Raw genomic sequence first — 24234 nt, forward strand, 5'->3', positions numbered from 1 at the left:
CCGGTCGGCGTGTCGGCCAGAACGGGCAAAGGTTCACGGGTGCGGCACTAGCTGATCTGCTCCAGGGCATGGATCGGCAGAAGTCACTATCGGTCCAGCTCAGCCCCTGCTCCGCCGCGTGTGTCGTCACGGTGCTCGGAACTTACTTTTTGAAAAAGACCCAGATCGCGAAGGGTAAGTGCTTCGATGATCTGCCGGTGGTGATCGACGGCGCGGCGACGGCGTTCTGCCGATCCGTAGTTGCTGGCGAAGTACGCATCGGACAAAGACCACACGCGTTCGACTTCAGCGACAATCACGTTCAATGGCGATAGCTTCCACACCCCACGATGAAATTCGTGGTTGAGGTCGATGAATTCCACGAGGTTGTCGGAGTCGATCCGCTCAGCCATTGCGTCATTGAGATTCTTCAAGTGTTCGAGCGCAGCGTCGTCCGGCCATTGGATCGATGCGTTGAGTTCGGTTTCCAGGAAGGTGTGCAGCCTATGCAACTGGTCGAGTTCGGCGACGGTACGCTTCGCGACGACAAACCCCTGGTTGGGGCGGTGGTTCAATAAACCCTGGTTGGCCAGGACTAGGAAGGCCTCACGGAGGGGGACGCGACTCACACCCAGCCGTTGTGCTAGCTCTTCCTGTCGTAGTTGCTCACCAGGTAGCAACTCGCCGATGAGGATCAGCTTCCGCAGCTCGGAAATGATGCGTGCAGTCCCCATCCGGGTGGCCATTACGTCCCCTTCGTGCTCAGTGTTGTAGACGTTCATCCTACGAACATCGAGGCGGGGCTGCGACGACGCCCGGTGGTACCGTCCCGACGAAGCGATACCACCGGGCTCGAACGCCTACCGTCAGAATTTCAGACGCGGGAAGGCACTACGCGCGTTGTTCTCGAACACGGCCCTACGTTCGTCTTCGGTCAGGAAACCGAATCCGTCGATCACAGGCTTGAGGTCGTCGAAGGGACGGCCGGTTTCGGGGTTGGTGGCCGATCCACTGCCGGGACGTTCGGTGCCGAACAGCACGCGCTCCGCCCCGACCGTCTTCAGGAGCAGTTCCAACGCCGGCGGGTAGTGCAGGACGGTGTCGAAGTAGAAGTTCTTGAGCTTGTCTTCGAATCGGGGGGCGTCCGCGCTTCCGCCGAGTGCAGGGTGCAGGTGCTCTGCCTGCCAACGTCCTAGCTGGTAGGGCACCGATCCGCCGCCGTGGGAGATCATGACCTTCAACGTGGGGTAGCGGTCGAACACCTCGGCGCGGATCATCGACAGGATTGCGATCGATTCCTCGGTGATGAAGTGCTCGCTGTAGGTTTCGCGCTGGTTGTAGCACCCGGCGGAATGGACCTGCATGGGTACGTCGAGTTCGACGAGCTGCTCGTAGAGCGGGTACCAGTACGAATCGCCCAACGACGGCGCGTTGCCGGTACCTTCGTACGGGTCGGGGTTCACGGTGACGCCGACGAATCCGAGCTCTTCGACGGTCCGGCGAAGCTCCGGGAAAGCCTTTTCGACCGGTTCGCCGGGGGTGATGGGCAGACCGGCAACGCCGGCGAACCGGGTGGGATGCTGCTCGACGGTGCGGGCAATGACGTCGTTGTTGGCACGAATCCAGGCGTCGACGAGTCGGGACGGCTGCATCGAGTGTCCCTGATAGTACGGCCGGGGGGAGAGCAGTTGCACGTCGGTCCCGACACCGTCCATTGTGTCGATGTTGCTCTGGGCACAGGCTGCCAGCGCGTCGTCGTTGATCTTGGGTTGTCCGATGTAGTAGCCGCCGTCGGCCATCAGGTTGGCACGGTAGGCATACAAGGAATCGGGGGCCACCACATGGGCGTGGGCGTCGATGATCATTTGTTCCCTCTCGAGATGACGGGAAGCGCATGTGCCGGCGCGGATCCGGCCTGCGCTCCGGGATCAGCTGTGGATGTAAGCGATGAGTTCGCACTGGACCTGCAGCGGATCCGCTAGTTCGTAGTGCAGGGTGTGACGTGCGGGCCGGCTGTGCTCGTCGGGGAACATCGTCAGCCAATGCGGGTCGATTGCGGCACGAGTGGCGCGGTCCCGGACGAAGAAGGTGCACTTGGCGATGTCTTCGGTGGTTCCGCCGGCGGCGGCGAGGATTCGTTCGATGTTGTCGAAGATCAATGACACCTGCTCTTCGACCGACTCGGGGACGGCGCCGGAGATGGGATCGAGACCGTTGATACCGCTCGAAGCCAACAGGGGCCCGACCAATGATGCCTGCGGAATGGGCGCTTTGCCGTGGTGAAGGCCCGGAACCTGGACGGACTTGCGACTCATCGTTCAGCTCTCTTTCTCTGTGACGGAAGCGAAATCGGTACGCAAATCGCGTTTGAGGATTTTGCCGCTGGGATTCTTCGGCAGCGCGTCGACGATGATTACGTACTTCGGTCTCTTGTAGCCGGCCAGGCGCTCCGAGCAGTGTGAGACGACGGCGTTCTCGTCGAGATCGGTCCCCGGTTTGGGAACGACCGCCGCGCAGACCGCTTCGATCCATGTGGGATGCGGAACGGCGAAGACGGCTACTTCGGCGACATCGGGGTGCAGGTAGATGGCTTCTTCGACCTCACGGCTGGCGACGTTCTCGCCTCCGGTCTTGATCATGTCTTTCTTGCGGTCGACGATCGTGAGGATTCCGTCCTCATCGAAGACTCCGAGGTCTCCGGAATGGAACCACCCGTTGCGGAATGCGTCGGCGGTCTTCGCCTCGTCTCTCCAGTAGCCCGAGGTGGCTTGAGGAGTGCGGTGCACGATTTCGCCGATGGTTCCGGCCGGAACCGGATTGTCGTGGTCGTCCACGACCGCCGTTTCAACGTTGAGCACCGGACGGCCTGCGGATCCGGCATGGGACTCCTGTTGTTCGGGGCCGAGAATCGTTGCTACCGGAGCCAATTCTGTTTGTCCGTAGAAGTTCCACAGGTCCACCTGGGGAAGTCGCAGCTGAATCTCCCGAAGAACTTCCACCGGCATCGGTGAAGCACCGTAGTAGCCCTTGCGCAGCGAGGACAGATCTGTGCTGTCGAACCGAGGGTGGCGCAGCAGCGAAATCCACACGGTCGGCGGGGCGAAGAACTTGGTGACCCTGTGGGTCTCGATCGCTGTGAGGACGGCGTCCGGATCCGGCGCCGGCAGGACGATGCTGGTGGCGCCGAGATAGACGTCCGGACCGAGGAAGCAGTCCATCTGGGCGCAGTGGTACAGCGGAAGGGTGTGCAGGTCCACGTCGTCCCGGTCCATGCCGCCGTCGACGATGGCACTGATGTATTCGCTCACCAGAGCACGGCTCGACAGCAGCGCACCTTTCGGGCGGGATTCGGTACCGGAGGTGTACATGATCCGGACCGGCTCATCATCGGCGACGAGAACGTCCGGAGCGGTACCGGGTTCGTCCACCCAGTCAGTGAAGTTCTCCCAGCCCTCGAGAGCGGCGTCGGCCCTGTCTCCGATCGTCGCCCGGACGGAAGGAGTGTGATCCAGCTGGGCCACAGCTTTGTCCGCGACGTCGCGCAGGTCGCCTCCGGCGATGACGCCGTCGGCCTGACTGTGGTCGAGAATGTAGGCGATCTCGTCTGCGGTGAGCATGAAATTGATCGGAACGAGGATCACGCCGAGGCGTGCGGAGGCATAGGCGGCCACAACGAACTGCCAGTTGTTGCGGGACACAATCGCCAGCCGGTCTCCCTTCTTCAATCCTCGGCGATGCAGGGCCGCCGCCGTACGCTCGACGGTCGCTTCGAGTTCGCTGTAGTCGAACGTGCGGTCTCCACTGACCAGTGCGGTCTTGTGCGGGTAGCGCGCCGCCGTGCGATGGAGCAGGTCCGCCAGGCTGTGACGACGCGCCTGAGCGACGGTGTCCATGGTGGTCATGCGAGGACCTCGTTTCGTGCGGACAGGGCACGCAGCACCGAGGCCAGTTCGCGGGCCGGCTCTGCAGGCATCGTTGCGGTGCGCCACGCGACATGGCGGTCGGGACGGACGAGAATTGCTCCGTCAGAATCAACTTCACGTAGACGGGTCCAGGTTCCTGCGGGTGCCGAGCCGTCCGAACCGATCGCCACGACCTCAACGGGAAGAGCCGCCGTAGTGACTGCATCGGCCCACGTGCGGACGTGCTGGGGATCGACCAGCAGGGTGTAATCAGCGCGGTGGACGAGTTCGAGCGTGGAAACCCGGAGCCCGGAGCGGTGCACCCACGCATGCGGTAGGTGGTGCCCCGGCCGAGTGGTGGGGGTGTAGTCCCGCAACGAAGTATGCGACGGGGGAGGGGGTGTCCCGTCGGAGATGACGGCACCGTTCTCGTAGGCGAATCCGATCTCGACGTTGAGTTGACTGTAGTCGTCGCCGTTGGCTGCGACAGCCTCGGCAACTGCTCGGCGTCGGGTATCGCCGGCAGGTCCGGGCGCGAGCCAGGTGTCGATCTCGGTCCAACCGTCTTCGACGGGGAGTCCTTCGGCCATGCCCAGTGCTGCTGCGATCTTGCGGTGACCACCGGCATTGGTCAGGGAGTGCTGCACGTTGAACAATCCCACGGGCCGGCGTTCGTTCTCGTAGGTGTCCAGGAGCGCATCGTCGGCCTGACCGCGAAGTATCTGGGCGAGTTTCCAGCACAGATTGTCGACGTCCTGTACCGCAGTGTTCAGCCCGAGACCGCCGGTCGGAGGGTGACGGTGGGCGGCGTTACCGGCAAGGAAGACGCTGCCGACCCGATAGCGTTCGGCGGTCACGCCCTCGAACTCCCAGTGGGATACGGCATGAACGTCGAACTGTAGATCGGGGATGCCGAGAATGTCGCGGAAGCGATTCTTGAGTGCTTCCTCGTCGGTGGCGTCCTTGCTGCCCCAGGCGAACGCTTGATGGAACGCCCACTCGCGTGACTGTGAACCCCAGGTCTCGGGGCCCATCGCGCACATCGAACCGCGGAATCCGCCGTTGCCGTTGGGATCGACGAAGTAGTACAGCAACACTTGGTCGTCGGTGATCCATTGCGACAGATCTGCTGTGACGTGCATGCTGACCATGTCCAGGAGCTGGGTCGGTCCCTGCATCTCCACACCCACGGCGGAAGTCACGTAGCGGCCGCCGTCGGCGCCGATGACATAGCGCGCCCGGACGGTACGCACCGTACCCGAGTCAGTTTCGCGGACATCGAGTTCGACACCGCTGTCGCTGTTTCGTAGTTCGAAGACCTCGTGTCCGTAGTGGATCCGGTTGGGGCAGTGCCGTTCGGCATGTTTCCGCAGCAGCGGATCCAACCGCATCTGTGGAACGTTGGCATATCGGCTGGGGCTCGCGGCGGCGTAACGCTGAGCGTCCGGTCCGCCGCCCCAGGCGTGGATGTGGCCGATCTCCTGTCCCTGTCCGGGACGGTCACCGGCGAGGGAGGTGTACCAGCCGACGCGATGCCAACGGTCCTCGGGTGGGGAATGCTCGTAGACGTCGTCCGCGACGCCGAGAGCGTCGAAGATCTCCATGGTGCGCTGGTTGAGCAGATGCGCCCGGGGCAGGTGGGAGGTGGTTGCGCGGCGCTCGAAGACGACCACGTCGATACCGAGCTGAGCGAGTGCGATCGCCGCGGTCAGACCGGCCGGGCCACCGCCTATCACGGCAACTTCGACGGTATCTATCGCGTTCATCGGGCCACCTCACGGGTCTGCAGGCTGTGGTAACCGTGATCGCGGCGAGCATCGACGAGGCTCGAACCTGCACGCACGGCGGTGCGGATGCGGTCTTCGGCGTCGCGGATCTTCACAGCGGACTCGATCACTTCCGCGACGCGACGGGCGGGAACGGACACGACACCGTCGGCGTCGCCGATGAGCCAGTCACCGTGCTCGACGCGAACCCCGCCAATGTTGACCGGCACGTTGTAGCCGTCGACGCGAACCCGGTCCTTTCCCGTGCGCATCCAGCGCGAGCGGCTGAAGACCGGGTAGCGCAGGTCCACGGCGCAGTCCGAGTCACGACACACCCCGTCGATGACGGTTCCCGCCAGTCCCTTGTGGGAGGCGGTGGCGGTGAGCAGATCACCCCATACGGTCGTGTCGAGCCGGCCGGCGTTGTCGAGCACTACCACGGTTCCCGGTTCGAGATCGTCGACATAGTCGCCGACGGTGCCGCGGTCGTCGCCGACGGGAACGTAGCGGACGGTGAAGGCACGGCCCACCAGTCGTGTGGTGCGATCGAGCGGGAGCAGACCGGCGCACTGGCCGTTGAGGCCCAATTTGTCGAGTGCATCGCTCAGATGACTGGTGTCGAGCTCGGCGAGGATGGCGCGGAAATTCTGATCGGTCATCGGGATGCCTTCCGGTTCAGCATGGTTTCGTAGTCGGCGCTCATCACCGTGGCCATCGACTCCCGAAGGCGGACACGACGGAGCATTTCTCGTTCCTTGGCGGCGATGGCTTCCGCGATGGACAGGACCTCGTCGATGCGTTCGCACGGGACGGCGACGACACCGCTGCCGTCGGCGAGCACGTAGTCCCCGGGTTCGACCGTCACGCCGGCGAAATCGACCGGAACGTTCCAGTCCCGTTCGACAACTCGGGAGCGGGCCGTGACGGGAACCGAGGTCGCGGCATAGAGGGTCAAGCCGAATTCGTGGGCTTCGTCGAGGTCCCGCACGGCGCCGTCGACGATGACGCCTTCGACACCGCGGGTGACCGCTCCTGCCGAGAGCACTCCACCCCATCCTGCGACGTGGGTGCGGCCGTGATGGGCCACGATGATCACGGTGCCGGGCCCGGAGGCATCGACCGCGGCGGTGCACAGATGCCGGGGGGCCGTCGTGGTGCCGGCCTCCACGAGGTCCACGGTGAGGGCGGTGCCGGCGATCCGACGGCCGTTCGCAACGGCGTGCAGTCCCAACGCGGCTCCGGGAAGTCCGAGGGAGTCTAGTGCGTCGGAGACGGCGCAGGTGTCCAGCGCAGCGAGGCGCTCGAGTGTGCCGGTCATGACCACAGTCCGAATGCCAGGCCGACACCGGTGCCGGCGGCGCTGCGCCATGCCGGAATGTAGGTGCTCCACCGGTGGTCGAGATGGCGTCCGGCGCCGGCTGCCGCGATCCAGTTGCGGACCTCGGACGTTCCCGAATTCAATTGCTCGATCGGGAGGGAGCGCAGGGTGTTCGCATCATGTTCGCGCATGGCTTCGAGAACTCGGCGGTCGAGGATGTCGTTGACGACGAAGTGGCTCAGGCCGCCGGAGGCGACAACGGCCACTCGCAGGTCGCCAGGCATGGAAACAACGGCTTCGGACAATGCGACACCCAGGTCGTAGCACCTCGCTGGTGTCGGCTGGTTGGGCGGATAGTAGGTGTTGATCAGCACCGGCACCATGGGGATGGTGATGTCCTTGAGCATCCGGCCGACCACCCAGGCGAAGGCGTGGCCGAAACCTCCCTCGGTTTCCGTTTCGGAGCTGGTGGCGATGTCGAAGTTGCGGGTGATCAGTTCGTCGATCAGATGCAGAGCCGCGTCGGGATGGGCGGGATAGGTGTGCCCGTCCATGCCGAGGTTGTACTGGACTTCGCTGAGCAGCGAAGAGCCCATGTCGATCGGCTTGTGGGTTTCGATCTTCTCGCCGTAGTACACGGCGATCGCCGGCTGGTTACGGGCGGTGAACAGCTCCTCCTGGTCGTCACCGATGACCAGGAGCAGATCCGGGGCCAGCTCGATAAGGTCCTTGCGCAGACGGTCCACGCACATCAGCGCCTCGTCGTACTTGGCGTTCCAGGTGTCCAGGGAGAGTTGACCGTCGAAGCGACCCTTCGCCTTGGCGACGAGTTCGTCGAAGCTGCGGATCTGCCCGTCGACGTCGGCCAGTTTGGTGTTCTCGGTGTCGTTCTGGGCGCGGAGGGCCCACATCTTTTCGGGTTCCATGCCCAGCATCGGGCTGTGGGAGGTCCCGACGACTGCGACGATCCGGCTCACAACACACCTGCCCGAGGTGGTACTGCAAAAGCGTTCGAGTACATAGCAATCCGTTCGTTAGTTGGTTCTTCTTCGCCACCTGTCACTTCACCCCGTCGGATGCTTCGGGCGAGTGGGTCGTGATCAGCGCGGGAGGGAGAGCAGGTCGAGGGTGGAGGCTCCTGCTCGGATCTCGGCGATCATCCGAGCTTCCTTTTCTTCTCTCTTTCTTGCTGCTTGCCAGACTTCCGACACGGAATCCCGAGGAATGGAAACAACGCCGTCGAAGTCGGCGATGATCAGGTCTCCAGGAGCGATCCTGACCTCACCCAGTCGGATCGGAACGTTGAGACGGCCGGGTCCTTCCGGGTCCTTGATGGTGCCCCTGATGCAAGTAGCCGAAGCGAAGACTGGCAAGCCGACCCGTTCGAGGGCTCGTATGTCGCGCACTCCGCCATCGAGTACGAGCCCGGCAATCCCCCGCGCTAGTGCTGCCTCACTGAGAATTTCTCCCCAGTAACCGAATTCGTCGATTCCTGTGGTTTGCACCACGAGAACATGGCCGGCTGGGGCAGCGGCAACAGCTCGATGCAGCCAGAGATTGTCTCCGGTCGGGCACAGGACCGGATATGCCGGGCCGAGGATCGTGGCTGAGGCGAAGGCCGGCCGGAGTCGGGCCGGAAGTGCGCCGATCCTCCCGCCGGCCTCGTGCACAGTGGCGGCAGGTAGAGGTTCGAGTTGCATAGTGCCGATGTCCGCACTGTTCGGTGATGTCGAGATGGTCATGGATCCCTCGGATGTCTGTCGACACGTCCGGTTGGACGTGTGCGGTGAAGCACACCCTAGAATGAATTCAAGATTGAATGCAATACCTATGAACGAATCGGCGCCTAGGGCGTGTTTCAAAAGGTCGCTGCCTCACAACCACTGACTGATCGCAGCGACCTGGACGGTGGCCAGATACCGCACCGCAAGCTTGTCGAAGCGGGTGGCCACCGCCCGGAACTGCTTGAGTTGGTTGATGCCGCATTCGACGGCGTGCCGCTGCCGGTAGACGGCGCGGTCGAAGGCCGGCGGTCGCCCACCACCGGAGCCGCGGTTGCGGCGGTGCGCGAGCTGATCGGACGGAATCGCAATGGTCGCCCTGATCCCACGCTTGCGCAGGTAGACCCGGTTCCCTCGGGAGCTGTAGGCCTTGTCCGCCAGCACCCGATCAGGTCGCGTCCGCGCCCGGCCGACACCGAACCTCGGCACCCGGATCTCCTCCAGGACCGTAGTGAACTGCGGACTGTCCCCGTGCTGACCGGCAGTGAGTACCAGCGCGAGCGGACGTCGGTGCTGCTCGCAGGCCAGATGCAGCTTCGTCGTCCACCCACCCCGCGAGCGACCGAGAGCATGGTCGGCCGGTTCGGTCACGACACCGCCGGGCGGTTCGACCTGCTCGCTGCCGTGGTGGCGGGCGCCGGCGGCGTGCTGATGCGCCCGCATGATCGTCGAGTCGACGCTGACGTCCCAGACAATCTGGTCGGCGGCGTCGGCGATGGTCTGCAACCGGGTCAGCACCTGTGCCCAGGTGCCGTCGCGTTGCCAGCGGCGGAACAGCCCGTACACGGTTTGCCAGGGACCGTAGCGGTCCGGGACGTCCCGCCACGGGGCGCCGACGCGGATGCGCCAGCGGATCCCGTCGATGAGCTGGCGTTTCGTCCACTTCGGTGGACGGCCGGTCTTCGTCACGCAAGGCAGCAGCGGAGCCAGACGCGCCCACTGCGCGTCGGTCAGGTCCGCTCGCCCCGCTACCGCTACGCTGGGCACGAGGTCTCCGAGATATCCAGGTTTTGCTTGGTCGCTAAACCCAGATACCGGAGGCCTCACTCATTCCCCGGCTGCGACACTCCTTCTGGCGGAAACGCGGTTCAAGATCACTTTTGAAACATGCCCTAGTTGAGGGCGGCCTATCCGACCTATTGCATTCAATATTGAATGTGATGTAGCTTTCATTCGGCCCAGATGTGGGCCTCATCACTCTCAGGTCGCACTCCGGCCGCTCACCCCTCCTTCAGGAAGGACGACTATGGCATCCGAGCCGTCCCGATCACGCTCCGAAGTCCGTCGAGTTGCTCTCTCGAGTTATCTCGGGACCACCATCGAGTACTACGACTTTCTCCTGTACGGCACCGCTGCAGCCCTGGTCTTCAACAAAGTCTTCTTCTCGAACCTCAGTCCTGTCATCGGTACCATCGTTGCCCTGGCGACACTTGCGGCCGGGTATGCGGCCCGCTTCCTCGGGGCAGTCGTCTTCGGGCACTTCGGAGACCGCTTCGGCCGCAAGAACGTCATGCTGGTCACGCTCGTCGTCATGGGATTGACCAGCGGAGCCATCGGTCTTCTTCCTACCTATGACCAGATCGGCTCGTTGGCGCCCTTGATGCTCGTCGGCTTGAGGTTGCTGCAGGGATTTGCAGTGGGAGGGGAGTACGGGGGTGCGGTTCTCATGGCCTCCGAACATGCGCAATCGGGGCGGCGGGGACTGGCAAGCAGTGCTGCGGCCATGGGTGCGCCCAGCGGATCAGTACTGGCCACGGCAGCAATGCTTGTCGTAGCAGCCATGCCGGATGAACAAATGCTCAGCTGGGGGTGGCGAGTGCCTTTCGTTGCCAGCTTCGCCATGCTGGCCCTTGCCTTGTACTTCCGTGCTCGGATCAGCGAAAGTCCGGTGTTCCTGGAAGTAAGTACCACCTCGGCACGTCCGGCGGGCGCTCCGATCACCCGGTTGCTGAAGAAGTCGCCGACGACGTTCGTCAAGGCAACGCTCTTCCAGATCGGGCCCTATGCCGGTCAGGGGGTGTTCGGAATCTTCATCATCTCGTACGCTCCCACCATCGGATATTCTCGCTCCACCGCCCTGCTGGCTGTCATGCTCGGCACACTGGGCAGCATCGCACTCACTCCGGTGTACGCGTCGCTGTCCGACCGCATCGGCCGTCGACCAGTTGTTCTCGGCGGAATCCTGGCCACCGCAATCCTTGCCTTCCCCCTATTTCACCTGGTCAACCTCGGTAATCCGACCGTCCTCGTGGCCGCTGTCGCCGCGTACCTGGCGCTGGTCATGCCAGCGGTAACCGGAGTTGCCCCAGTCCTGTTGACCGAACTGTTCGACACCGAGCTGCGGTACACCGGAGTCTCCACCACGTATCAGCTTGCACAGACCGTCGGTTCAGGATTCTCCCCGCTCATCGCTACCTCGTTGCTTGCGATGGCCGGCGGTGGGAGCAACACCTGGCTTATCGCTGTCTTCCTGATTGTCCTCGGGGTGCTCAGTGCAACGGCCGCATTCGCACTCCCGGACAACTTCACCCGAAGTCTTGCCGGCACCGAGGGGAGTACCCGGCAACGCGCCGAAGTTGTCGATCCACAGGGCGAGTACCTGGCGTGATGCAGGATCCCTGAGGGTGGCTCCAAGTTCTCGAGTAGGCATGGGGGACAGGGATGCTCATGGGTGTGCCTCGACTTCGCCCCTGAACAGTCGCCCATGCCCACCGGTGTGCGGCGGGTTATCGACTCCTGGCTTGACCCCATGAGCCGAGGGCACGCGACAACTACGCACCATTACCGAAACTGCTTACGCGTCCAGCCGATGCCTGCTCCGCGTGTCGACTCGGCGTCAATATCGACCGCCTCGTTCATCCAGCGCGGTTGAATATCAGAATTCTTTTCTGTATCAACAACTTTGGATTCACGGGAACTGTGTAGGCGACGAGCAAGTCGGTGGTGCGTTGGATGTGTTGTTGCAGCGCTTCGACGGCGGCACCGATGTCTCGGGCTACGGTCAGATCCGCGAGCTGACGGTGTTCGCACGCGACATCCGGTCAGGTCCGTCGCCGAGATGGCGGGACCAGCACTGGTACAGCTCGGACCGATCCCGCAAGGAGGAGGCGGAGCCTTCGAGGTGACTGTTGCCGCTACCGGCGAGTTGTGGCCACCGTGCGGGATCTGCGGTGTCTGCCCTACAGCCGGGGCGTCGGTTGCGACCGGCTGATATGGGAACTGTCGATCGGCCGGACCTATGCCGTCATCATCGGATGGCACGGCGCTGCGGCTATCAGTGGATTTGGATTGTGTCAGGGACTGTCGATGAATACCTCGTTCGCCGAAGCTGCAATCTGGGTTGCCGATACCGCCCAGGCCGCGCTGGCCGGCTACGACTTCGTGCAGTGGCCTTCGCGTGGTCGTCATCTGTTGCGCCCGCGACAGGTTGACGACGCCGTGGTCTGGATCGATCCCCACGATGACCGGGTGGTGTCGCTGATCGGTGAATTGTGCAGTCACGTCTCCTTGTGGGCGGGCTGACGCGCTGATGGTTCCCCGCGGTCGTCGCCCTGGGGGCGATTCCTACCGGCTTGGGGGCTGCGATCTCGGTGATGTTCTCCCTCAAGGTGATCCATGCCACCCGGCACGTCGCCGGACTGGACTGCGACCTCATCGACTGAGTCGAAGCACTCGACGACGATCGGCAACGCGCTTTCACGCGCTGGTGCGTGCACCGGGCATGGGAACGTGCCGGACTCGTGCAGCGGCTCGCCGAGATAGTGCCGGACACCCCGTCCACCTGGACTTCATCGGCAGCACCCAACGCCCGTAACCGGACCGATGCCGATCTGCGGATCCGGCTCGGCCTCGTATCCGGGTTACCCGTGAGTGCGGAGCTCGTTCAGCGGTACGAGGCGATGCAGGCGTACGCGGAATATGTATTCGGAGGCAGCTCCGCTCGAGCCGCCGATCGAAGCACTGCGGCACACCGCGCAGACCTACGGGATGGATATCCCGAATTGTTTGCACGGGCTCGTAGCGACTTCTTCAGCGACCACGTCACCAGTGACCCCGGGCATCGCGGACCGGGTGATTCCTGACCCCCATACGCAACGGGTCTGATTTCACCTCCGCTAACCTCAATCTTTCTTGAGTCCCGCGTGCCGGCCTGAGCGGCTTCGGATTGGGTGTGGAGACCGCAGATCCGGTGTGCACCCACGCTCGAGCAACCGAGCCGGTCGGGTCACGCCGGGGGTCCACGGCCCCGGAAAAGGTGTCCTTTCGTCTCGATGAAGCAGATACGTGCAGGTTACGCGGGTGCAGGCAACGCGGCGAGACGACTCAGTCCGGCCACGATGACCTCGACATCCGGAGCCGATGCGGCCAGCCGCAGCCGAACCTTACGGGCATGCCGGGCGATCCTCCCCGCGATCGACAGCAACCGCAGCCGCACCCGTTTCGGTTCCCACCGCCGCGCCGCGACATCGGTCAATGCGAGCATCTGCATCCACGCGAGCAGCTCACACGCAAGTTGCACGAGCGCCAACCAGATCCGATTCTGATCGAACCCGTGCAACGGGAGATTCTGCAACCCGGTGATTTTCGCTGCCCGGATCCGATCCTCGCACCGAGCCCGACGCCGGTGCCGCAACTCCAGATCGGGTAGTTGCCCGCTTCGGGTGTTCGTCACGAACGCGGTCAGGTGCAGCCCGTCACGATCGGTGAACCGCAACTGCGCACCCGGATGCGGGTGCTCCTTCCGGACCACAACCCGCATGCCCTTCGGCCACGACGACAGGTCGAGCAGGTCGGTGATCTCGGTGACCGAGGCCCCGTCGCGGACCTGCCCATCGGCGTCGTAGGCCGGAGTCCACGCTCGCTCCGGGACCAGATCGATCGCCTCGGCATGGGCGTCGGTCAATCCGAACCCCACCGAATACGAGATCCTGCGCTTGGTCAGATACTCGATCAGGTGGTGGGTGCCGCCGGCGCCGTCGATACGCACCAGCACCTTCTTCCCGACCCGGTATCCCGGGTCGAACGGCAACTGTGCCAGTGCCTCCTGCACCACGGTGACGTGATCGGCAGCGGTATTCGACCCCGAATTCCCCGGCCGCAGCAGTATCGCGACGGGTTCACCGGTGCCGCCGGCGCCGTGGTCGACGAACGCACACAACGGATGGAAACCGAAGCCTCGCTTGAACGTCGGGGCGGCCTGTTCCTTCTCGGAATGTGCGGTGACCAGGGTGGCATCGATATCGAGGACCAGCGGATGGTGCTCGTCGATGGCATGGTCGGGAGCCGACGTACCGGCGGCAGTCCAGGCATGGGTGCGGGCGGTGGCGCGGGCACGTCCGATCGCGGCGAGTGCGGTATCGGCGTCGGCGGCCAACACGCCGATCAGGCGGGAGACAGTCGGGTCGGAAGCCACCTGTTCGAAGACTTCCGGGTGAGCACGCAGTTGCGCGATGTCGGCGAGGCAGTCTCCGCCGAGTGCCAGTGCTGTCGCGAGATCGAGCACGATCTTGCCGGGATCGTGTCGGGCCAACGGTTTTCGATATGGTGTGAGTTCGGTTGTCAACGCCGCAGCGAGGCCGGTCTTCTCCGCGGTGCGCAGCAGCAGGACCGCTCCGGCGTGCGACACGACACCGGTTCCGGTGGCCTATGCGGACAGATGGGGGTAGGGGGACGTAGACTTGCTCACCTGAATGGTGCTCCTCGAACTGCGGCGGACATGACCCTAGACAAGTCATATTTTCGCAGTTCAGGGCACCATTCTTCGTTCGCGACACCCTGCAATCACGAATTACCGTGAAAGCGGCAGGCTAAGGGCTACGGTATTGCCCACCGCGTAGCTAAGTGTTATCCGCGGGAGACGTGGTATGGAGAGCAATTACAGGCTTCTGTTCGCGTGCTGGAAGAGAACGGGAACGTTTCGGCAATTTGCGCTGTGGAGAAATCACTTCCTCCCTCAGTCGACCCGGATTCCCGATCCGTTCTCTATGCGGCAAGCCTTGCCCGCCATTGGTTCGGCAAGGCGGAAGTACTCGAACTCGACAAGACCGGAACCGTCAATCTTCCTACGGAGGCCCTTGACTGGGAGGTATTCCCTCCCGGTGCAGCCGAGGACGATAAAGAATTCCTATCTTCCAAGCTGACTCACAGGGCCTCGCCAACGGTGGTGTCCGAAGCGGTGTCCCGAATGGTTGAGGTTAAGAAACTGGCCCTAAAGAAATGCTGATCGGTAATTCTGGGCTAGAAAGCTATCTAGGGTTTAAATTTGATGACGATTTGGTGGTTTTTGAGAACATTAGACACGGAAACGCTTTGTACATATTGAAGGAGAATTGGAAGGATCTGAGCAGGCAATCCAGAACCGAACTTCTAAAGAGCCACAGGTCGGAGATAATTCGAATTGTTCACAACAAGGGATGGGAGAAAAGACTTCAGCATGAAATAAATCTAAGGAAAGCCGGACTGCGCAGTGTAGAGGTCAGTGTCGCGTTCGCAGGCGACCAGGTCGATGCCGATGCCGGGTTTGCCGTCGCAGCCGGGCCAGCCGATCCAGCGTCATACCTGGTCGTACCGCTGCGAGAGCCTCGGATCGAGCTGGAAGTAGCGGACCATGAGCTGTTCGAAGCGGGTGCCGCGCTCGGAGTTCGACGGGGCCTTGCGGAACGCTTCGATCACCTCGTATACCGATGCCACGTGCTCTCCCTAACGCTCGACGGGGCCGGGCCCGCTGTCCTGCATATTCGAGGGTGGACGTTACCGGTGCTCATCACCGCTTTGGGCGCCCCTTCGGGCTTGTGGGCCATCTTCCTGGCTGGCGGCAGCAACTGCCCGTGTACGCGGCAGTTCGGACGAGTTCCGAAGCGTTCGACAGCCGTCACGAAGCGTTGTCGGTGACAGGCAGTACGTTTCGCCCCATGAGCCTGGTGTCGGACTTTCTCACCCAGTCGGGTTTTTGGTGGGGCGTGCCTGCGGGCGCTGTTCTCAGTGGCGTGATCACCTCGGTGGTGACGGCCCGATCGGTCCGCCGAAGTGACGAGCGGAAAGCGCGACAAGAGGACAAGGTGCTCGATCGGAAAGAAGAACGTGAGGATCAACGACGCAATGAAGATCTTGTGTTCGAGGCCGCGACCGAGTTCGCCACTGTGTGCAGCGACATCCTGATGAAGTCGGTTGATGTGGAGGGCGTGTTCAACTTTCTCCGGGATGCGCTCAACAGCGAAGCCGGGCTCCCGGACCCGAAAGCGATGGAGAAGCTGGCGTTCGCCCAGATGCGGGTGGACTAGGCCAAGGGAATCACCACACCATTCAACAAGCTCAAGATGGTCGCCTCACCTGCGTTATTGGCCGCTGCCAGCCGACTCAACACCTCGATCCTTGCGTTGAACCAGACCACGACATAGCCGTTCGCGCGCCAGGTAGCGATGAAGACAGCGGGCGATGAACTCGACAACTTCATCAACGTCTTCCGCACCGAATGCGGTCGCGAGCAATATCCTCCCTCGGCAGCTCAACGCGACGCGATGAGTTTCATGGCGACCCTCGAGCAGCAAGTCGCCCGCTTCGTCGAGGACGCGAAGCGAGACCTGCGGTCGGCAGGTTTCACCACCACCCCATGGGACAACTGAAACCCCGACTCGAGGCCAGGCGGCCAGCGCAAGTAAGGGTTCGACTGCGCTTCTACACGATCTTCCGACCCGACTGCCTCGCGCTGTAGGCCAGGACCCGTTGAGCCAGTGGGTGGGCAACGAGCTGGTCGACTGCGGTCGAGGCACGCATCCACGCCTCGACCTCGCCGGAGAAGCGGCCGACGAGAACTCGGCAGTCTTCGATGATGCCGGCCGGACTGTGACGGAGTTGACTGCCCTGCGCCTGACCGGGCTGAGGAAACCCGAACACCACGCTCTCGCAATGGTTGACGCGGTTTCGTGCCCAGTTCAGCCGCTGGCACCTCTTCTGCGCCTGGGCCATCGTCCATATCGCTGCGGACGGCTGTCGAGTGCCGTTGAAGCACCCGTCCAGTGCCGAGGTCCACAAGGTCCTTGCGCGGTGGGTCGGAGCCAGGTGCGATGCTCGAGGCATGGCAGAGCTCGAACCCACGGACTACGCCGCGACGCTCGAGGAACTCAAGCGCCGCGTCCACCAGGCGCGGTATCAGGCGCAGCGGAAAGTGAATACCGAGCTGATCCGCCTCTACTGGCAGATCGGCCGCACGATCTTGGAGCGCCAGCAAACCGAGCGTTGGGGAAGCAAGGTGCTGTCCCGTCTCGCCACGGACCTACGCGCCGAGTTCCCCACCATGAAGGGCTTCTCCCGAGCGAACCTGTTCTACATGCGACGCTTCGCCGAGGCGTGGCCCGACGAAGAAAGAATCGTCCAACGGCCCGTTGGACAATTGCCGTGGGGGCACATCGCCGAACTTCTCGACAAGCTCGATGACCAGGACCTGCGTGAATGGTATGCCGCTCAGGACGTCGAGCGCGGATGGTCACGCTCCGTGCTCGCCCATCAGATCACTACCCGCCTCCACGACCGTCAGGGTGCTGCGCCCTCGAACTTCGGTGCCGCGCTCGAACGGCGGGACTCCGAACTGGCACAGCAGCTCACCAAGGATCCGCTTGCACTGGAATTCCTTGCGATCGACAGCGACGCGAGCGAGCGGGAACTCGAGGAGCGCCTGGTCGCACGGATCATCGACACGCTGCGCGAGTTGGGGCGGGGATTCGCATTCGTGGGTCGCCAAGTGCATTTCGATGTCGACGGGGACGACTTCTACGTCGACCTGTTGTTCTTCCATGTGGAGCAGCTGCGTTACGTGGTCATCGAGCTCAAGACGACGAAGTTCGATCCCCGTGATGCCGGACAACTCGGCTTCTACGTTGCTCTGGTCGAGGATCGACTGCGGATCCGCGATATACATCAGCCGACCGTGGGCATGCTTCTCGTAGCCGAGAAGAACGACACCGTCGTGCGTTACGCCCTGGCCGGCACCCGGCAGCCTGTCGCCGTGTCCCGATACGATCTGACAGCATCCGCCCAAGCCGCTCTTCCCGCCGAAGAAGCCCTGACTCGTGTTGCCCTCGAGGTCACCGCCGACACCGTCGATGAGGTTGCTGCGGGGCAGGTACCGCACGCCGAGCCGCGTACGTAGGGACATTTCCGTCCTGCGGAGTTGACGTTCAGGTCGACAGTCGGGGACCGATGCCGCAACCGGCCGGAGCGCGTTGCTGGTAACGCCGTTCAGCGTAGGCCAGGTCGTCGCGCCACAGCCGAGTGGCCGCGCCGCGAAGCGCTGGAGAGGGCACGGTGAACACGGCGTGTGACGGCGAGGCCGCTCAGGGGGACTGGCGATGACGGTCTCGGTCATCAGGTGCGCGGATGTCGTCGCTCTCCAGAGCCGTCCGAAGCGCACAGAGGCTGAGGATGTGTCCAAGGTTGCAAGTCGGCGATGTTGCCTGCCGGGTCGTTTGTGTAAACAAACCGGTCAAAAGCGCCATGGGGGTAGCTTCCCCGTTTGGATTCAGTGTATACAGTGAATATGTCGTCTACGTCACATGAGTTTGGGTCCGATGTCGGGGACCTGACATCGCGCCTGCGGACCTCGATCGTCGAGGGCATCTACCCGCCCGGTCACCGACTGGTTCAAGAGGAACTCGCCGACCGGTTCGGCGTTTCCCGCATCCCGCTCCGCGAAGCCATTCGCACCCTCGCCGGTGAGGGCCTGCTGCGCTCGCTACCCGGACGTGGCACCTTCGTCACCGCGCTGGACCTCGAGGAGATCGACGAGATCTACGACTTGAGACGCCTGATCGAACCCAGCTTCGCCGAGCACGTCACCGACCGGGTGTCGCGAAAGGACATCGCACGCTTCGAATCGATGGCAGACCAGATGGATCGAGTCGGCGAAACCGGAGCCGACGTCTGGTCGCGCACCAACCTGGCCTTCCACCTGGACATGTACCGCCTGTCCCGGCTGCCGATGCGGTACGAGATCATCGCCCAGATGTACCACCGGCTCGAGCCGTACTCGCGCTTCTATGTGCACGGAACCTGCGCCTACGACCGGGTGCAGGACGAGCACAAGGCCATGGTGCAGGCCCTTGCCGACGGCGACTCGGACGCTCTCGCCCGGCACATCCTCGATCACATCGACGGCGGACAGACCGGTCTGCACCGCGCCTGGGAGAATTCGCGCGAAGACATGCGCACGTACTGGGCGGCACGATCGTGACGATTCTTCCCGCCGTGTCGATCAACACCGATGTCGGAGAGGGCTTCGGTGTCTGGGGACCGGTCGACGAATCACTTCTCCTCGGCGAAGTCACCGCCGCCAACGTCGCCTGCGGATTCCACGCCGGCGACCCGGACATCCTGCGCCGGACATGTGACACTGCAGCGTCGCTCGGCGTCGCGATCGGCGCTCAGGTCTCCTATCGTGACCTCGCCGGGTTCGGACGGCGATTCGTCGACGTCCCGTCGTCGACATTGGTCAACGAAATTGTCTACCAGATCGGCGCCCTGCAGGCATTCGCACGGATCGCTGGAACGACCGTCACGTACGTCAAGGCGCATGGAGCGCTCTACAACACCGCGGCCCACCACGAGGAGCATGCCTCCGCGATCGTCGACGCCGTGCGGTTGGTGGATCCATCGCTGCCCGTCCTGTGCCAGCACTCCACCGTTCTCTGGAGGTACGCGGTCGACGCCGGCCTCCATCCACATGCAGAGGTGTTCATCGACCGCGGATACACCGACCAGGGACTGCTCGTGCCGCGTAGCCACCCCGACGCACTGCTGACCGACCCGGCGGTCGCAGCCACCCGAGCATGGGACATGGTCCGCACCGGAACGGTGACCTCGGTGGAGGGCATCCAGGTCGAGGTCGCGCCCGCTGATGTCCCGGCGATTGCTCTGTGCGTCCACAGCGACACCCCCGGCGCCGTCGACATTGCCCGTGCAACCCGGAAGACACTGCAGAGCAACGGAGCCGATCCGAGACCGATCGGCGGAGCGCAGTGACGCCCGTCGAGCTGCTGCGCGTCGGCGATCGCGGATGGATGGTGGATCTCGAGTCTGCGCGAATCCCGGCGGTGGTGGAATCGGCGAGACAACAACCGTGGGCAGTCGTGCTGCAGGACATCGTGCCGGCCGCACGCTCGATCCTGTTCTGCGCGAACAGGTCCGCAAGCATGACGGAACTGGCGACCCACCTGAAGTGCCTTCTCGACCAGCCCGACCGGGAGCTCGCGCCGACCGTCGAACACGATGTTGTGGTCGTGCCGGTGCGGTACGACGGCGACGACCTCGAGGACGTCGCCGAGGCCCTCGGGTGCACCGTGGCCGACGTCGTCGACGGTCACACGTCAGCCGAACATCGGGTGGGATTCTTCGGCTTCGCACCGGGGTTTGCCTACATCGACGGCCTACCCGATTCACTGCGGTTGCCCCGGCGCGCCTCGCCGCGCCCGCGGGTCGGTCAGGGCATGGTCGCGATCGCAGGCACCCAGACCGTGGTGTACCCGGGCGGCACGCCGGGTGGCTGGCACCTGATCGGCCGTACTTCGGAAGTGTTGTGGGACAGTACCTCGGACAGTCCCAGCCGACTCTCCGTCGGTGACCGCGTGGTGTTCCGGGCGGTGACCGAATGACCGCCGTTCTCATCGAGCGTGCTGAGCCGAACCCGGTGCAATCCCGTCCTCAGGCGACCATTCTCGACCCCGGACCGAGCACGACCGTCCAGGACCTCGGCCGACCCGGGTTCGCGCACCTCGGCGTCACGACGTCGGGCGGGGCAGACCGGTCCAGCCTCACGCTCGCGAACCGGCTCGTCGGCAACGACGTCGGGCTGCCCGTATTCGAGACGACCCTCGGCGGGCTGGCCCTCACACTGTCGGAGAATCGCATCGTGGCGGTCACCGGGGCGCCGGTGGACCTGCGTGTCGACGGACGCCCGGTCGCGGAATCGCGCATTCTGTTGCCGGCCGGCCGCCACCTCACCCTGGGCCGCCCGAAGTGGGGCCTACGCTCGTACGTCGCGATCGCGGGCGGCGTGGAAGCAGACCGAGTGATGGGATCGGCATCGACGGATTGCCTGTCGGGGCTCGGCCCCGCTCGACTCCGGGCCGGTGACAAGTTGGCGCTCGGTGATCGGGTGGGTGCGCTTCCCGGCGTGCCCGTCGAACTGGCGACAGTCGCGCTCCCACACGGCACCGTCGACGTGCGGTTCCGATGGGGGCCACGCGACGGCCTGTTCGCCCCTGCCGATCGGGCGGCGCTCACCGCGCGGACCTGGACGGTGAGCACCGAATGCGACCGAGTCGGCGTCCGACTGACCGGGACGTGGCTCGACATCGGCACCGTCGATCTTCCGAGCGAGGGAATGGTCGTGGGAGCGATCCAGATTCCGCCCTCGGGCCAGCCGATCGTCTTCCTCGCCGACCATCCGGTCACCGGTGGCTATCCGGTGATCGGTGTTGTCACCGAGCGCGACGTCGACCTGCTGGCGCAGGCCGCACCGGGCACTCGGGTGCGCTTCTCGCCTCTGCCCCCGGGAGGTCCCTGACCGACATCCGATCCCGGTTCGCTGAACTTCACAACCATCGAGAAAAGGAAAACCATGACCGACCAGACCACCACCCTCGTTCCGTTCCATCTCGCCATCCCGGTCGACGACATCGCCGCAGCGCGCGCCTTCTACGGCGGCCTGCTCGGATTCAGCGAAGGGCGCTCGGACACCAAGTGGATCGACTGGAACTTCCAGGGCCACCAGGTGGTGACCCATCAGGTCGGCGACGGCAGCGCCAAGCGTGACGGCGTCGCAGGCACCAACCCGGTCGACGGCCACGACGTACCGGTGCCGCACTTCGGACTGGTGCTCTCCGTCGACGACTTCAAGGCCCTCGCCGCCAAGCTCCAAGCCGTCGACACCCAGTTCGTCATCAAACCGTACGTGCGATTCGCTGGTGAACCTGGCGAGCAGTGGACGATGTTCTTCTTCGATCCCGCCGGAAATGCCCTCGAGTTCAAGGCATTCGCAAATATCGAGCAGCTCTTCGCCGTCTAGTTCCGGCGAAGATCTCCACCGTCGGCCGCGCCGGCCGACGCGGGCCCGGTGCGTGTCACCGGCAGGACGGCCATCCTGCCGGCGACCGCGTCGGGGCCCACAGTGCGCGAACGCGTGCGCTCCCGGCTCACCCGATCAGCTACCCGAGGCATCCCCGCCCACACACTTCCTGGAGTACGCCCCATGACCACCGTACAAGCACCGGTGCCCGACAAGGGGGGCACCGCACCGTCCGCGCCCGCCCAGCGTCCCCGTCGCGCCGCCCTCGCAGCCGCGGCCGGAACCGCCGTCGAATACTACGAGTTCGGCGTCTACGGATACCTCGCAGTCGTCATCGGACCGTTGTTCTTCCCCAACGACAATCCGACCGCATCCCTCTTGGCGACCCTCGCCGTCTTCGGCAGTGCCTTCCTCATGCGCCCCCTCGGCGGCATCGTCCTGGGGCGCCTCGGCGACAGAATCGGCCGAAAACCCGTGCTCATCGCGACAGTCGTCGGCATGGGCACGGCCACCGCTGCTGTAGGCCTGCTCCCCACCGCAGGCTCCATCGGTGTCCTGGCCCCGCTCGCACTGCTGCTGATCCGATTGGCGCAAGGCTTCTTCGCCGGGGGAGAGGTGACCGGGTCGGCTACCTACCTGTCCGAATCCGCTCCCGCCGGACGCCGTGGATTCTTCGGTGCATTCACCCCGGTCGGAGTGGCCGTGGGCGGCGGAACCGCCGCCCTCGTCGCAGGTGTCACCAGCACCGTTCTCAGCGACGAACAGCTCAGAGAGTGGGGCTGGCGAATTCCGTTCCTGCTGGCGCTGCCCCTGATCGCGATTACACTCATCGCCCGGAGCAAGCTCGAGGACTCCCACGCGTACGTCGAGCAGTCCGAGCACACCACCCCGCCGAAGTCACCCCTGCGTGAGGTCCTCACCCAGCACACCGGCGCGGTGGTCAAGGTCATCCTGCTCGCCATCGGGTCGAACACCGGTTACTGGGTCGGTCTGATCTTCATGAACATCTACCTGACGACGCACCTCGGATACCCGAAGTCCAGCACCTTCTGGATCATGGGCGCGATCAGCCTCTTCGTCGCGACGCTCATGCCCCTGTTCGGTGGACTGTCCGACCGGATCGGTCGCAAGAAGGTCATCACCGCCGGGTTCCTCGGCTACGCCGTGCTGGTACTGCCCGCGATGATCGTGATGGACCAGGGCAGCTTCGCGCTGGCCGTCGCAGCGATGGTCGTCCTTGCTCTGCCGATGCCGATCGTCCAGGCGGTGACCTACCCGACCTACGCAGAGCAGTTCCCCACGCGGGTCCGCTACACCGGACTGTCGTTCGCCTTCAACATCGGCACCATCGTCGGCGGAGGCTTGACGCCCTATCTGGCCACCTACCTGATCGACCGGACCGGGAACCTGCTTGCCCCCGGCTTCCTGCTGATGGGTGCCGCCGTGATGGCGCTGATCACGCTGCACTTCGTGCGCGAGTCCTCGAAGTCGGAACTGCTGTGAGCGCGCCTACGCACCCGCGCGAGCTCCGTGAGCAGATCGCGACGGGACGGTGGACGCGACCGACCGCAGGCATCCTCGACGACCACCAGCAGGCGAACCTCGTGGTCCTGCCCGAATCCGCCGCGGCGGACTTCACCGAATACTGCAGACACAACCCGCAGGTTTGTCCGCTCCTCGCAGTGTCCGAGCCGGGCAACCCCGAAGTGACATACGACGGGTGCACGGTCGACGTGAGCACGATGGTCCCGCGTTACCGGGTGTGGATCGACAACGTGCTGGTCGCCGAGCCCACCGACCTTGCCGAGTACTGGCGCGACGACGCGGTCGCGTTCGCACTCGGGTGCAGCCACACCTTCGACGGTCCGTTGCGGCGGGCGGGCATCCCGGTCGGACACGACGCTCCCGCGGTGTACGTGACCGACCGCCCCACCGTGGCTGCCGGCGCTTTCTCGGGGCCGCTCGTCGTCAGCATGCGACCGGTCCCGAATGCCCTGATCGACATCGCAACCGAGGTAACCGGGCGCATCCCGACCGGACACGGCGAACCCGTCCACGTAGGGGACCCGTCGGCGCTGGGCATCTCGGATCTGTCCCAGGTCGACTTCGGGGTATTTCCCGGCGTGCCCGAGGGATGCACGCCGGTGTTCTGGGCGTGCGGTGTCACCCCGCAGTTGGCGATCCCGGCCGCGGACCTGCCGTACGCGATCACCCACTACGCCGGCCACATGATCGTTTTCGACAGCGTGGTCGACGGCGACCGAACGGTGGCGGTGTCGTGAGCGATACCAGGATCGAGCACGATCTGCTCGGAGACCGGTCCGTGCCCGCGCAGGTGTACTACGGCATCCATACACTGCGTGCACTGGAGAACTTTCCGATAAGCGGTACCCCGATTGCTCGCCATCGCGAGCTGGTGGCAGCGCTCGCC

At 64.2% G+C, this 24234-nt stretch carries 26 protein-coding genes and 2 pseudogenes; 14 read left to right on the forward strand and 14 right to left on the reverse strand.

Annotated elements, in window-relative coordinates:
- Window positions 1-86: 86 nt before the first annotated feature.
- The 10 genes from ACLBYD_RS28060 to ACLBYD_RS28105 all read right to left on the reverse strand — a co-directional run bounded on the left by ACLBYD_RS28060 (window position 87) and on the right by ACLBYD_RS28105 (window position 9733).
- The gene (locus tag ACLBYD_RS28060) at window positions 87-761 is read right to left on the reverse strand and encodes a GntR family transcriptional regulator (protein ID WP_447819009.1); all 675 of its coding nucleotides are present in this window, start codon (window positions 759-761) and stop codon (window positions 87-89) included.
- Window positions 762-845: 84 nt separating this feature from the next.
- The gene (locus ACLBYD_RS28065; protein ID WP_447819010.1) at window positions 846-1844 is read right to left on the reverse strand and encodes an amidohydrolase family protein; all 999 of its coding nucleotides are present in this window, start codon (window positions 1842-1844) and stop codon (window positions 846-848) included.
- A gap of 63 nt (window positions 1845-1907) precedes the next feature.
- Window positions 1908-2294 (reverse strand): RidA family protein, encoded by a 387-nt coding sequence (locus ACLBYD_RS28070; protein WP_447819011.1) that lies wholly within the window; start codon window positions 2292-2294, stop codon window positions 1908-1910.
- Between the two features lie 3 nt (window positions 2295-2297).
- The gene (locus ACLBYD_RS28075; protein WP_447819012.1) at window positions 2298-3881 is read right to left on the reverse strand and encodes an acyl-CoA synthetase; all 1584 of its coding nucleotides are present in this window, start codon (window positions 3879-3881) and stop codon (window positions 2298-2300) included.
- Window positions 3878-5647 (reverse strand): FAD-dependent oxidoreductase, encoded by a 1770-nt coding sequence (locus tag ACLBYD_RS28080; RefSeq protein ID WP_447819013.1) that lies wholly within the window; start codon window positions 5645-5647, stop codon window positions 3878-3880. The genes ACLBYD_RS28075 and ACLBYD_RS28080 overlap by 4 nt, the downstream gene beginning before the upstream one ends.
- On the reverse strand, window positions 5644-6306 hold the full coding sequence (locus ACLBYD_RS28085; RefSeq protein WP_088898119.1) for an RraA family protein: 663 nt from the start codon (window positions 6304-6306) through the stop codon (window positions 5644-5646). Before ACLBYD_RS28085 ends, ACLBYD_RS28080 begins: the two co-directional genes overlap by 4 nt.
- The gene (locus ACLBYD_RS28090) at window positions 6303-6965 is read right to left on the reverse strand and encodes an RraA family protein (protein WP_447819014.1); all 663 of its coding nucleotides are present in this window, start codon (window positions 6963-6965) and stop codon (window positions 6303-6305) included. Before ACLBYD_RS28090 ends, ACLBYD_RS28085 begins: the two co-directional genes overlap by 4 nt.
- A complete protein-coding gene (locus ACLBYD_RS28095; RefSeq protein WP_447819015.1) occupies window positions 6962-7891 on the reverse strand; it encodes a DODA-type extradiol aromatic ring-opening family dioxygenase in 930 nt (309 codons plus the stop codon). The genes ACLBYD_RS28090 and ACLBYD_RS28095 overlap by 4 nt, the downstream gene beginning before the upstream one ends.
- 174 nt (window positions 7892-8065) lie before the next feature.
- Window positions 8066-8707: an RraA family protein gene (locus ACLBYD_RS28100; RefSeq protein ID WP_447819016.1), complete on the reverse strand. Its 642-nt coding sequence runs from the start codon at window positions 8705-8707 to the stop codon at window positions 8066-8068.
- A 132-nt stretch (window positions 8708-8839) separates the two neighbouring features.
- Window positions 8840-9733: an IS5 family transposase gene (locus ACLBYD_RS28105; RefSeq protein WP_447819017.1), complete on the reverse strand. Its 894-nt coding sequence runs from the start codon at window positions 9731-9733 to the stop codon at window positions 8840-8842.
- Window positions 9734-9992: 259 nt separating this feature from the next.
- On the opposite strand from ACLBYD_RS28105, the gene ACLBYD_RS28110 reads away from it, so the two are divergent.
- Window positions 9993-11354: an MFS transporter gene (locus ACLBYD_RS28110; RefSeq protein ID WP_447819018.1), complete on the forward strand. Its 1362-nt coding sequence runs from the start codon at window positions 9993-9995 to the stop codon at window positions 11352-11354.
- 539 nt (window positions 11355-11893) lie between these two features.
- On the forward strand, window positions 11894-12268 hold the full coding sequence (locus tag ACLBYD_RS28115) for a hypothetical protein (RefSeq protein ID WP_447819019.1): 375 nt from the start codon (window positions 11894-11896) through the stop codon (window positions 12266-12268).
- Window positions 12269-13037: 769 nt separating this feature from the next.
- Here the strand turns inward: ACLBYD_RS28115 and ACLBYD_RS28120 are convergent.
- Window positions 13038-14372: an IS1380 family transposase gene (locus tag ACLBYD_RS28120; protein ID WP_447819020.1), complete on the reverse strand. Its 1335-nt coding sequence runs from the start codon at window positions 14370-14372 to the stop codon at window positions 13038-13040.
- A 267-nt stretch (window positions 14373-14639) separates the two neighbouring features.
- Between ACLBYD_RS28120 and ACLBYD_RS28125 the strand changes: the two genes are divergently transcribed.
- Window positions 14640-14969, forward strand: a complete 330-nt coding sequence (locus ACLBYD_RS28125) for a hypothetical protein (protein WP_447819021.1) — start codon at window positions 14640-14642, stop codon at window positions 14967-14969.
- Window positions 14970-15208: 239 nt separating this feature from the next.
- Here ACLBYD_RS28125 and ACLBYD_RS28130 read toward each other — a convergent pair.
- Window positions 15209-15436: pseudogene (locus tag ACLBYD_RS28130) on the reverse strand (restriction endonuclease); the annotation flags it as partial.
- A gap of 221 nt (window positions 15437-15657) precedes the next feature.
- Here ACLBYD_RS28130 and ACLBYD_RS28135 point away from each other — a divergent pair.
- Together ACLBYD_RS28135 and ACLBYD_RS28140 are read left to right on the forward strand one after the other, a co-directional pair.
- Window positions 15658-16026, forward strand: a complete 369-nt coding sequence (locus ACLBYD_RS28135) for a hypothetical protein (RefSeq protein WP_447819022.1) — start codon at window positions 15658-15660, stop codon at window positions 16024-16026.
- Between the two features lie 138 nt (window positions 16027-16164).
- Window positions 16165-16368, forward strand: coding sequence for a hypothetical protein (locus ACLBYD_RS28140; RefSeq protein WP_447819023.1), 204 nt, complete (start codon window positions 16165-16167; stop codon window positions 16366-16368).
- 52 nt (window positions 16369-16420) lie between these two features.
- Here ACLBYD_RS28140 and ACLBYD_RS28145 read toward each other — a convergent pair whose 3' ends face one another.
- Window positions 16421-16711: a hypothetical protein gene (locus ACLBYD_RS28145; protein WP_447819024.1), complete on the reverse strand. Its 291-nt coding sequence runs from the start codon at window positions 16709-16711 to the stop codon at window positions 16421-16423.
- Between the two features lie 109 nt (window positions 16712-16820).
- On the opposite strand from ACLBYD_RS28145, the gene ACLBYD_RS28150 reads away from it, so the two are divergent.
- On the forward strand, window positions 16821-17891 hold the full coding sequence (locus tag ACLBYD_RS28150) for a PDDEXK nuclease domain-containing protein (protein ID WP_447819025.1): 1071 nt from the start codon (window positions 16821-16823) through the stop codon (window positions 17889-17891).
- 28 nt (window positions 17892-17919) lie between these two features.
- Here the strand turns inward: ACLBYD_RS28150 and ACLBYD_RS28155 are convergent, their stop codons facing one another.
- Window positions 17920-18054 (reverse strand): DUF5914 domain-containing protein, encoded by a 135-nt coding sequence (locus ACLBYD_RS28155; RefSeq protein WP_447819026.1) that lies wholly within the window; start codon window positions 18052-18054, stop codon window positions 17920-17922.
- A gap of 224 nt (window positions 18055-18278) precedes the next feature.
- Here ACLBYD_RS28155 and ACLBYD_RS28160 point away from each other — a divergent pair, with 224 nt between their 5' ends.
- From ACLBYD_RS28160 to aspA, 8 genes and pseudogenes are all read left to right on the forward strand, one after another.
- The gene (locus tag ACLBYD_RS28160) at window positions 18279-18971 is read left to right on the forward strand and encodes a GntR family transcriptional regulator (protein ID WP_447819027.1); all 693 of its coding nucleotides are present in this window, start codon (window positions 18279-18281) and stop codon (window positions 18969-18971) included.
- 2 nt (window positions 18972-18973) lie between these two features.
- On the forward strand, window positions 18974-19759 hold the full coding sequence (locus tag ACLBYD_RS28165) for a LamB/YcsF family protein (RefSeq protein ID WP_447819033.1): 786 nt from the start codon (window positions 18974-18976) through the stop codon (window positions 19757-19759).
- On the forward strand, window positions 19756-20388 hold the full coding sequence (locus tag ACLBYD_RS28170) for a 5-oxoprolinase subunit B family protein (RefSeq protein WP_447819028.1): 633 nt from the start codon (window positions 19756-19758) through the stop codon (window positions 20386-20388). The genes ACLBYD_RS28165 and ACLBYD_RS28170 overlap by 4 nt, the downstream gene beginning before the upstream one ends.
- Window positions 20385-21302: a 5-oxoprolinase subunit C family protein gene (locus tag ACLBYD_RS28175; RefSeq protein ID WP_447819029.1), complete on the forward strand. Its 918-nt coding sequence runs from the start codon at window positions 20385-20387 to the stop codon at window positions 21300-21302. The genes ACLBYD_RS28170 and ACLBYD_RS28175 overlap by 4 nt, the downstream gene beginning before the upstream one ends.
- A gap of 54 nt (window positions 21303-21356) precedes the next feature.
- Window positions 21357-21803 carry a VOC family protein gene (locus ACLBYD_RS28180; RefSeq protein WP_447819030.1) on the forward strand — a complete coding sequence of 149 codons (447 nt, stop codon included), beginning with the start codon at window positions 21357-21359 and terminating at the stop codon, window positions 21801-21803.
- A gap of 183 nt (window positions 21804-21986) precedes the next feature.
- The gene (locus tag ACLBYD_RS28185) at window positions 21987-23306 is read left to right on the forward strand and encodes an MFS transporter (protein WP_447819031.1); all 1320 of its coding nucleotides are present in this window, start codon (window positions 21987-21989) and stop codon (window positions 23304-23306) included.
- Entirely contained in the window at window positions 23303-24085 is a 783-nt protein-coding gene (locus tag ACLBYD_RS28190; protein ID WP_447819032.1) for a D-glutamate cyclase family protein, read from the forward strand. The genes ACLBYD_RS28185 and ACLBYD_RS28190 overlap by 4 nt, the downstream gene beginning before the upstream one ends.
- Window positions 24082-24234, forward strand: a pseudogene (gene aspA / locus ACLBYD_RS28195) (aspartate ammonia-lyase); the annotation flags it as partial. The gene ACLBYD_RS28190 and the pseudogene aspA, both read left to right, overlap by 4 nt.

This window comes from Rhodococcus sp. C26F, assembly GCF_053345925.1.

Excerpts from the sequence above, each read along its gene's own strand:
- ACLBYD_RS28060 (WP_447819009.1), bottom strand. The coding sequence starts at position 761 with ATGAACGTCTACAACACTGAGCACGAAGGGGACGTAATGGCCACCCGG.
- ACLBYD_RS28065 (WP_447819010.1), bottom strand. The coding sequence starts at position 1,844 with ATGATCATCGACGCCCACGCCCATGTGGTGGCCCCCGATTCCTTGTAT.
- ACLBYD_RS28070 (WP_447819011.1), bottom strand. The coding sequence starts at position 2,294 with ATGAGTCGCAAGTCCGTCCAGGTTCCGGGCCTTCACCACGGCAAAGCG.
- ACLBYD_RS28075 (WP_447819012.1), bottom strand. The coding sequence starts at position 3,881 with ATGACCACCATGGACACCGTCGCTCAGGCGCGTCGTCACAGCCTGGCG.
- ACLBYD_RS28080 (WP_447819013.1), bottom strand. The coding sequence starts at position 5,647 with ATGAACGCGATAGATACCGTCGAAGTTGCCGTGATAGGCGGTGGCCCG.
- ACLBYD_RS28085 (WP_088898119.1), bottom strand. The coding sequence starts at position 6,306 with ATGACCGATCAGAATTTCCGCGCCATCCTCGCCGAGCTCGACACCAGT.
- ACLBYD_RS28090 (WP_447819014.1), bottom strand. The coding sequence starts at position 6,965 with ATGACCGGCACACTCGAGCGCCTCGCTGCGCTGGACACCTGCGCCGTC.
- ACLBYD_RS28095 (WP_447819015.1), bottom strand. The coding sequence starts at position 7,891 with ATGGAACCCGAAAAGATGTGGGCCCTCCGCGCCCAGAACGACACCGAG.
- ACLBYD_RS28100 (WP_447819016.1), bottom strand. The coding sequence starts at position 8,707 with ATGACCATCTCGACATCACCGAACAGTGCGGACATCGGCACTATGCAA.
- ACLBYD_RS28110 (WP_447819018.1), top strand. The coding sequence starts at position 9,993 with ATGGCATCCGAGCCGTCCCGATCACGCTCCGAAGTCCGTCGAGTTGCT.
- ACLBYD_RS28135 (WP_447819022.1), top strand. The coding sequence starts at position 15,658 with ATGAGCCTGGTGTCGGACTTTCTCACCCAGTCGGGTTTTTGGTGGGGC.
- ACLBYD_RS28140 (WP_447819023.1), top strand. The coding sequence starts at position 16,165 with ATGAAGACAGCGGGCGATGAACTCGACAACTTCATCAACGTCTTCCGC.
- ACLBYD_RS28145 (WP_447819024.1), bottom strand. The coding sequence starts at position 16,711 with ATGGCCCAGGCGCAGAAGAGGTGCCAGCGGCTGAACTGGGCACGAAAC.
- ACLBYD_RS28150 (WP_447819025.1), top strand. The coding sequence starts at position 16,821 with ATGGCAGAGCTCGAACCCACGGACTACGCCGCGACGCTCGAGGAACTC.
- ACLBYD_RS28160 (WP_447819027.1), top strand. The coding sequence starts at position 18,279 with ATGTCGTCTACGTCACATGAGTTTGGGTCCGATGTCGGGGACCTGACA.
- ACLBYD_RS28175 (WP_447819029.1), top strand. The coding sequence starts at position 20,385 with ATGACCGCCGTTCTCATCGAGCGTGCTGAGCCGAACCCGGTGCAATCC.
- ACLBYD_RS28180 (WP_447819030.1), top strand. The coding sequence starts at position 21,357 with ATGACCGACCAGACCACCACCCTCGTTCCGTTCCATCTCGCCATCCCG.
- ACLBYD_RS28185 (WP_447819031.1), top strand. The coding sequence starts at position 21,987 with ATGACCACCGTACAAGCACCGGTGCCCGACAAGGGGGGCACCGCACCG.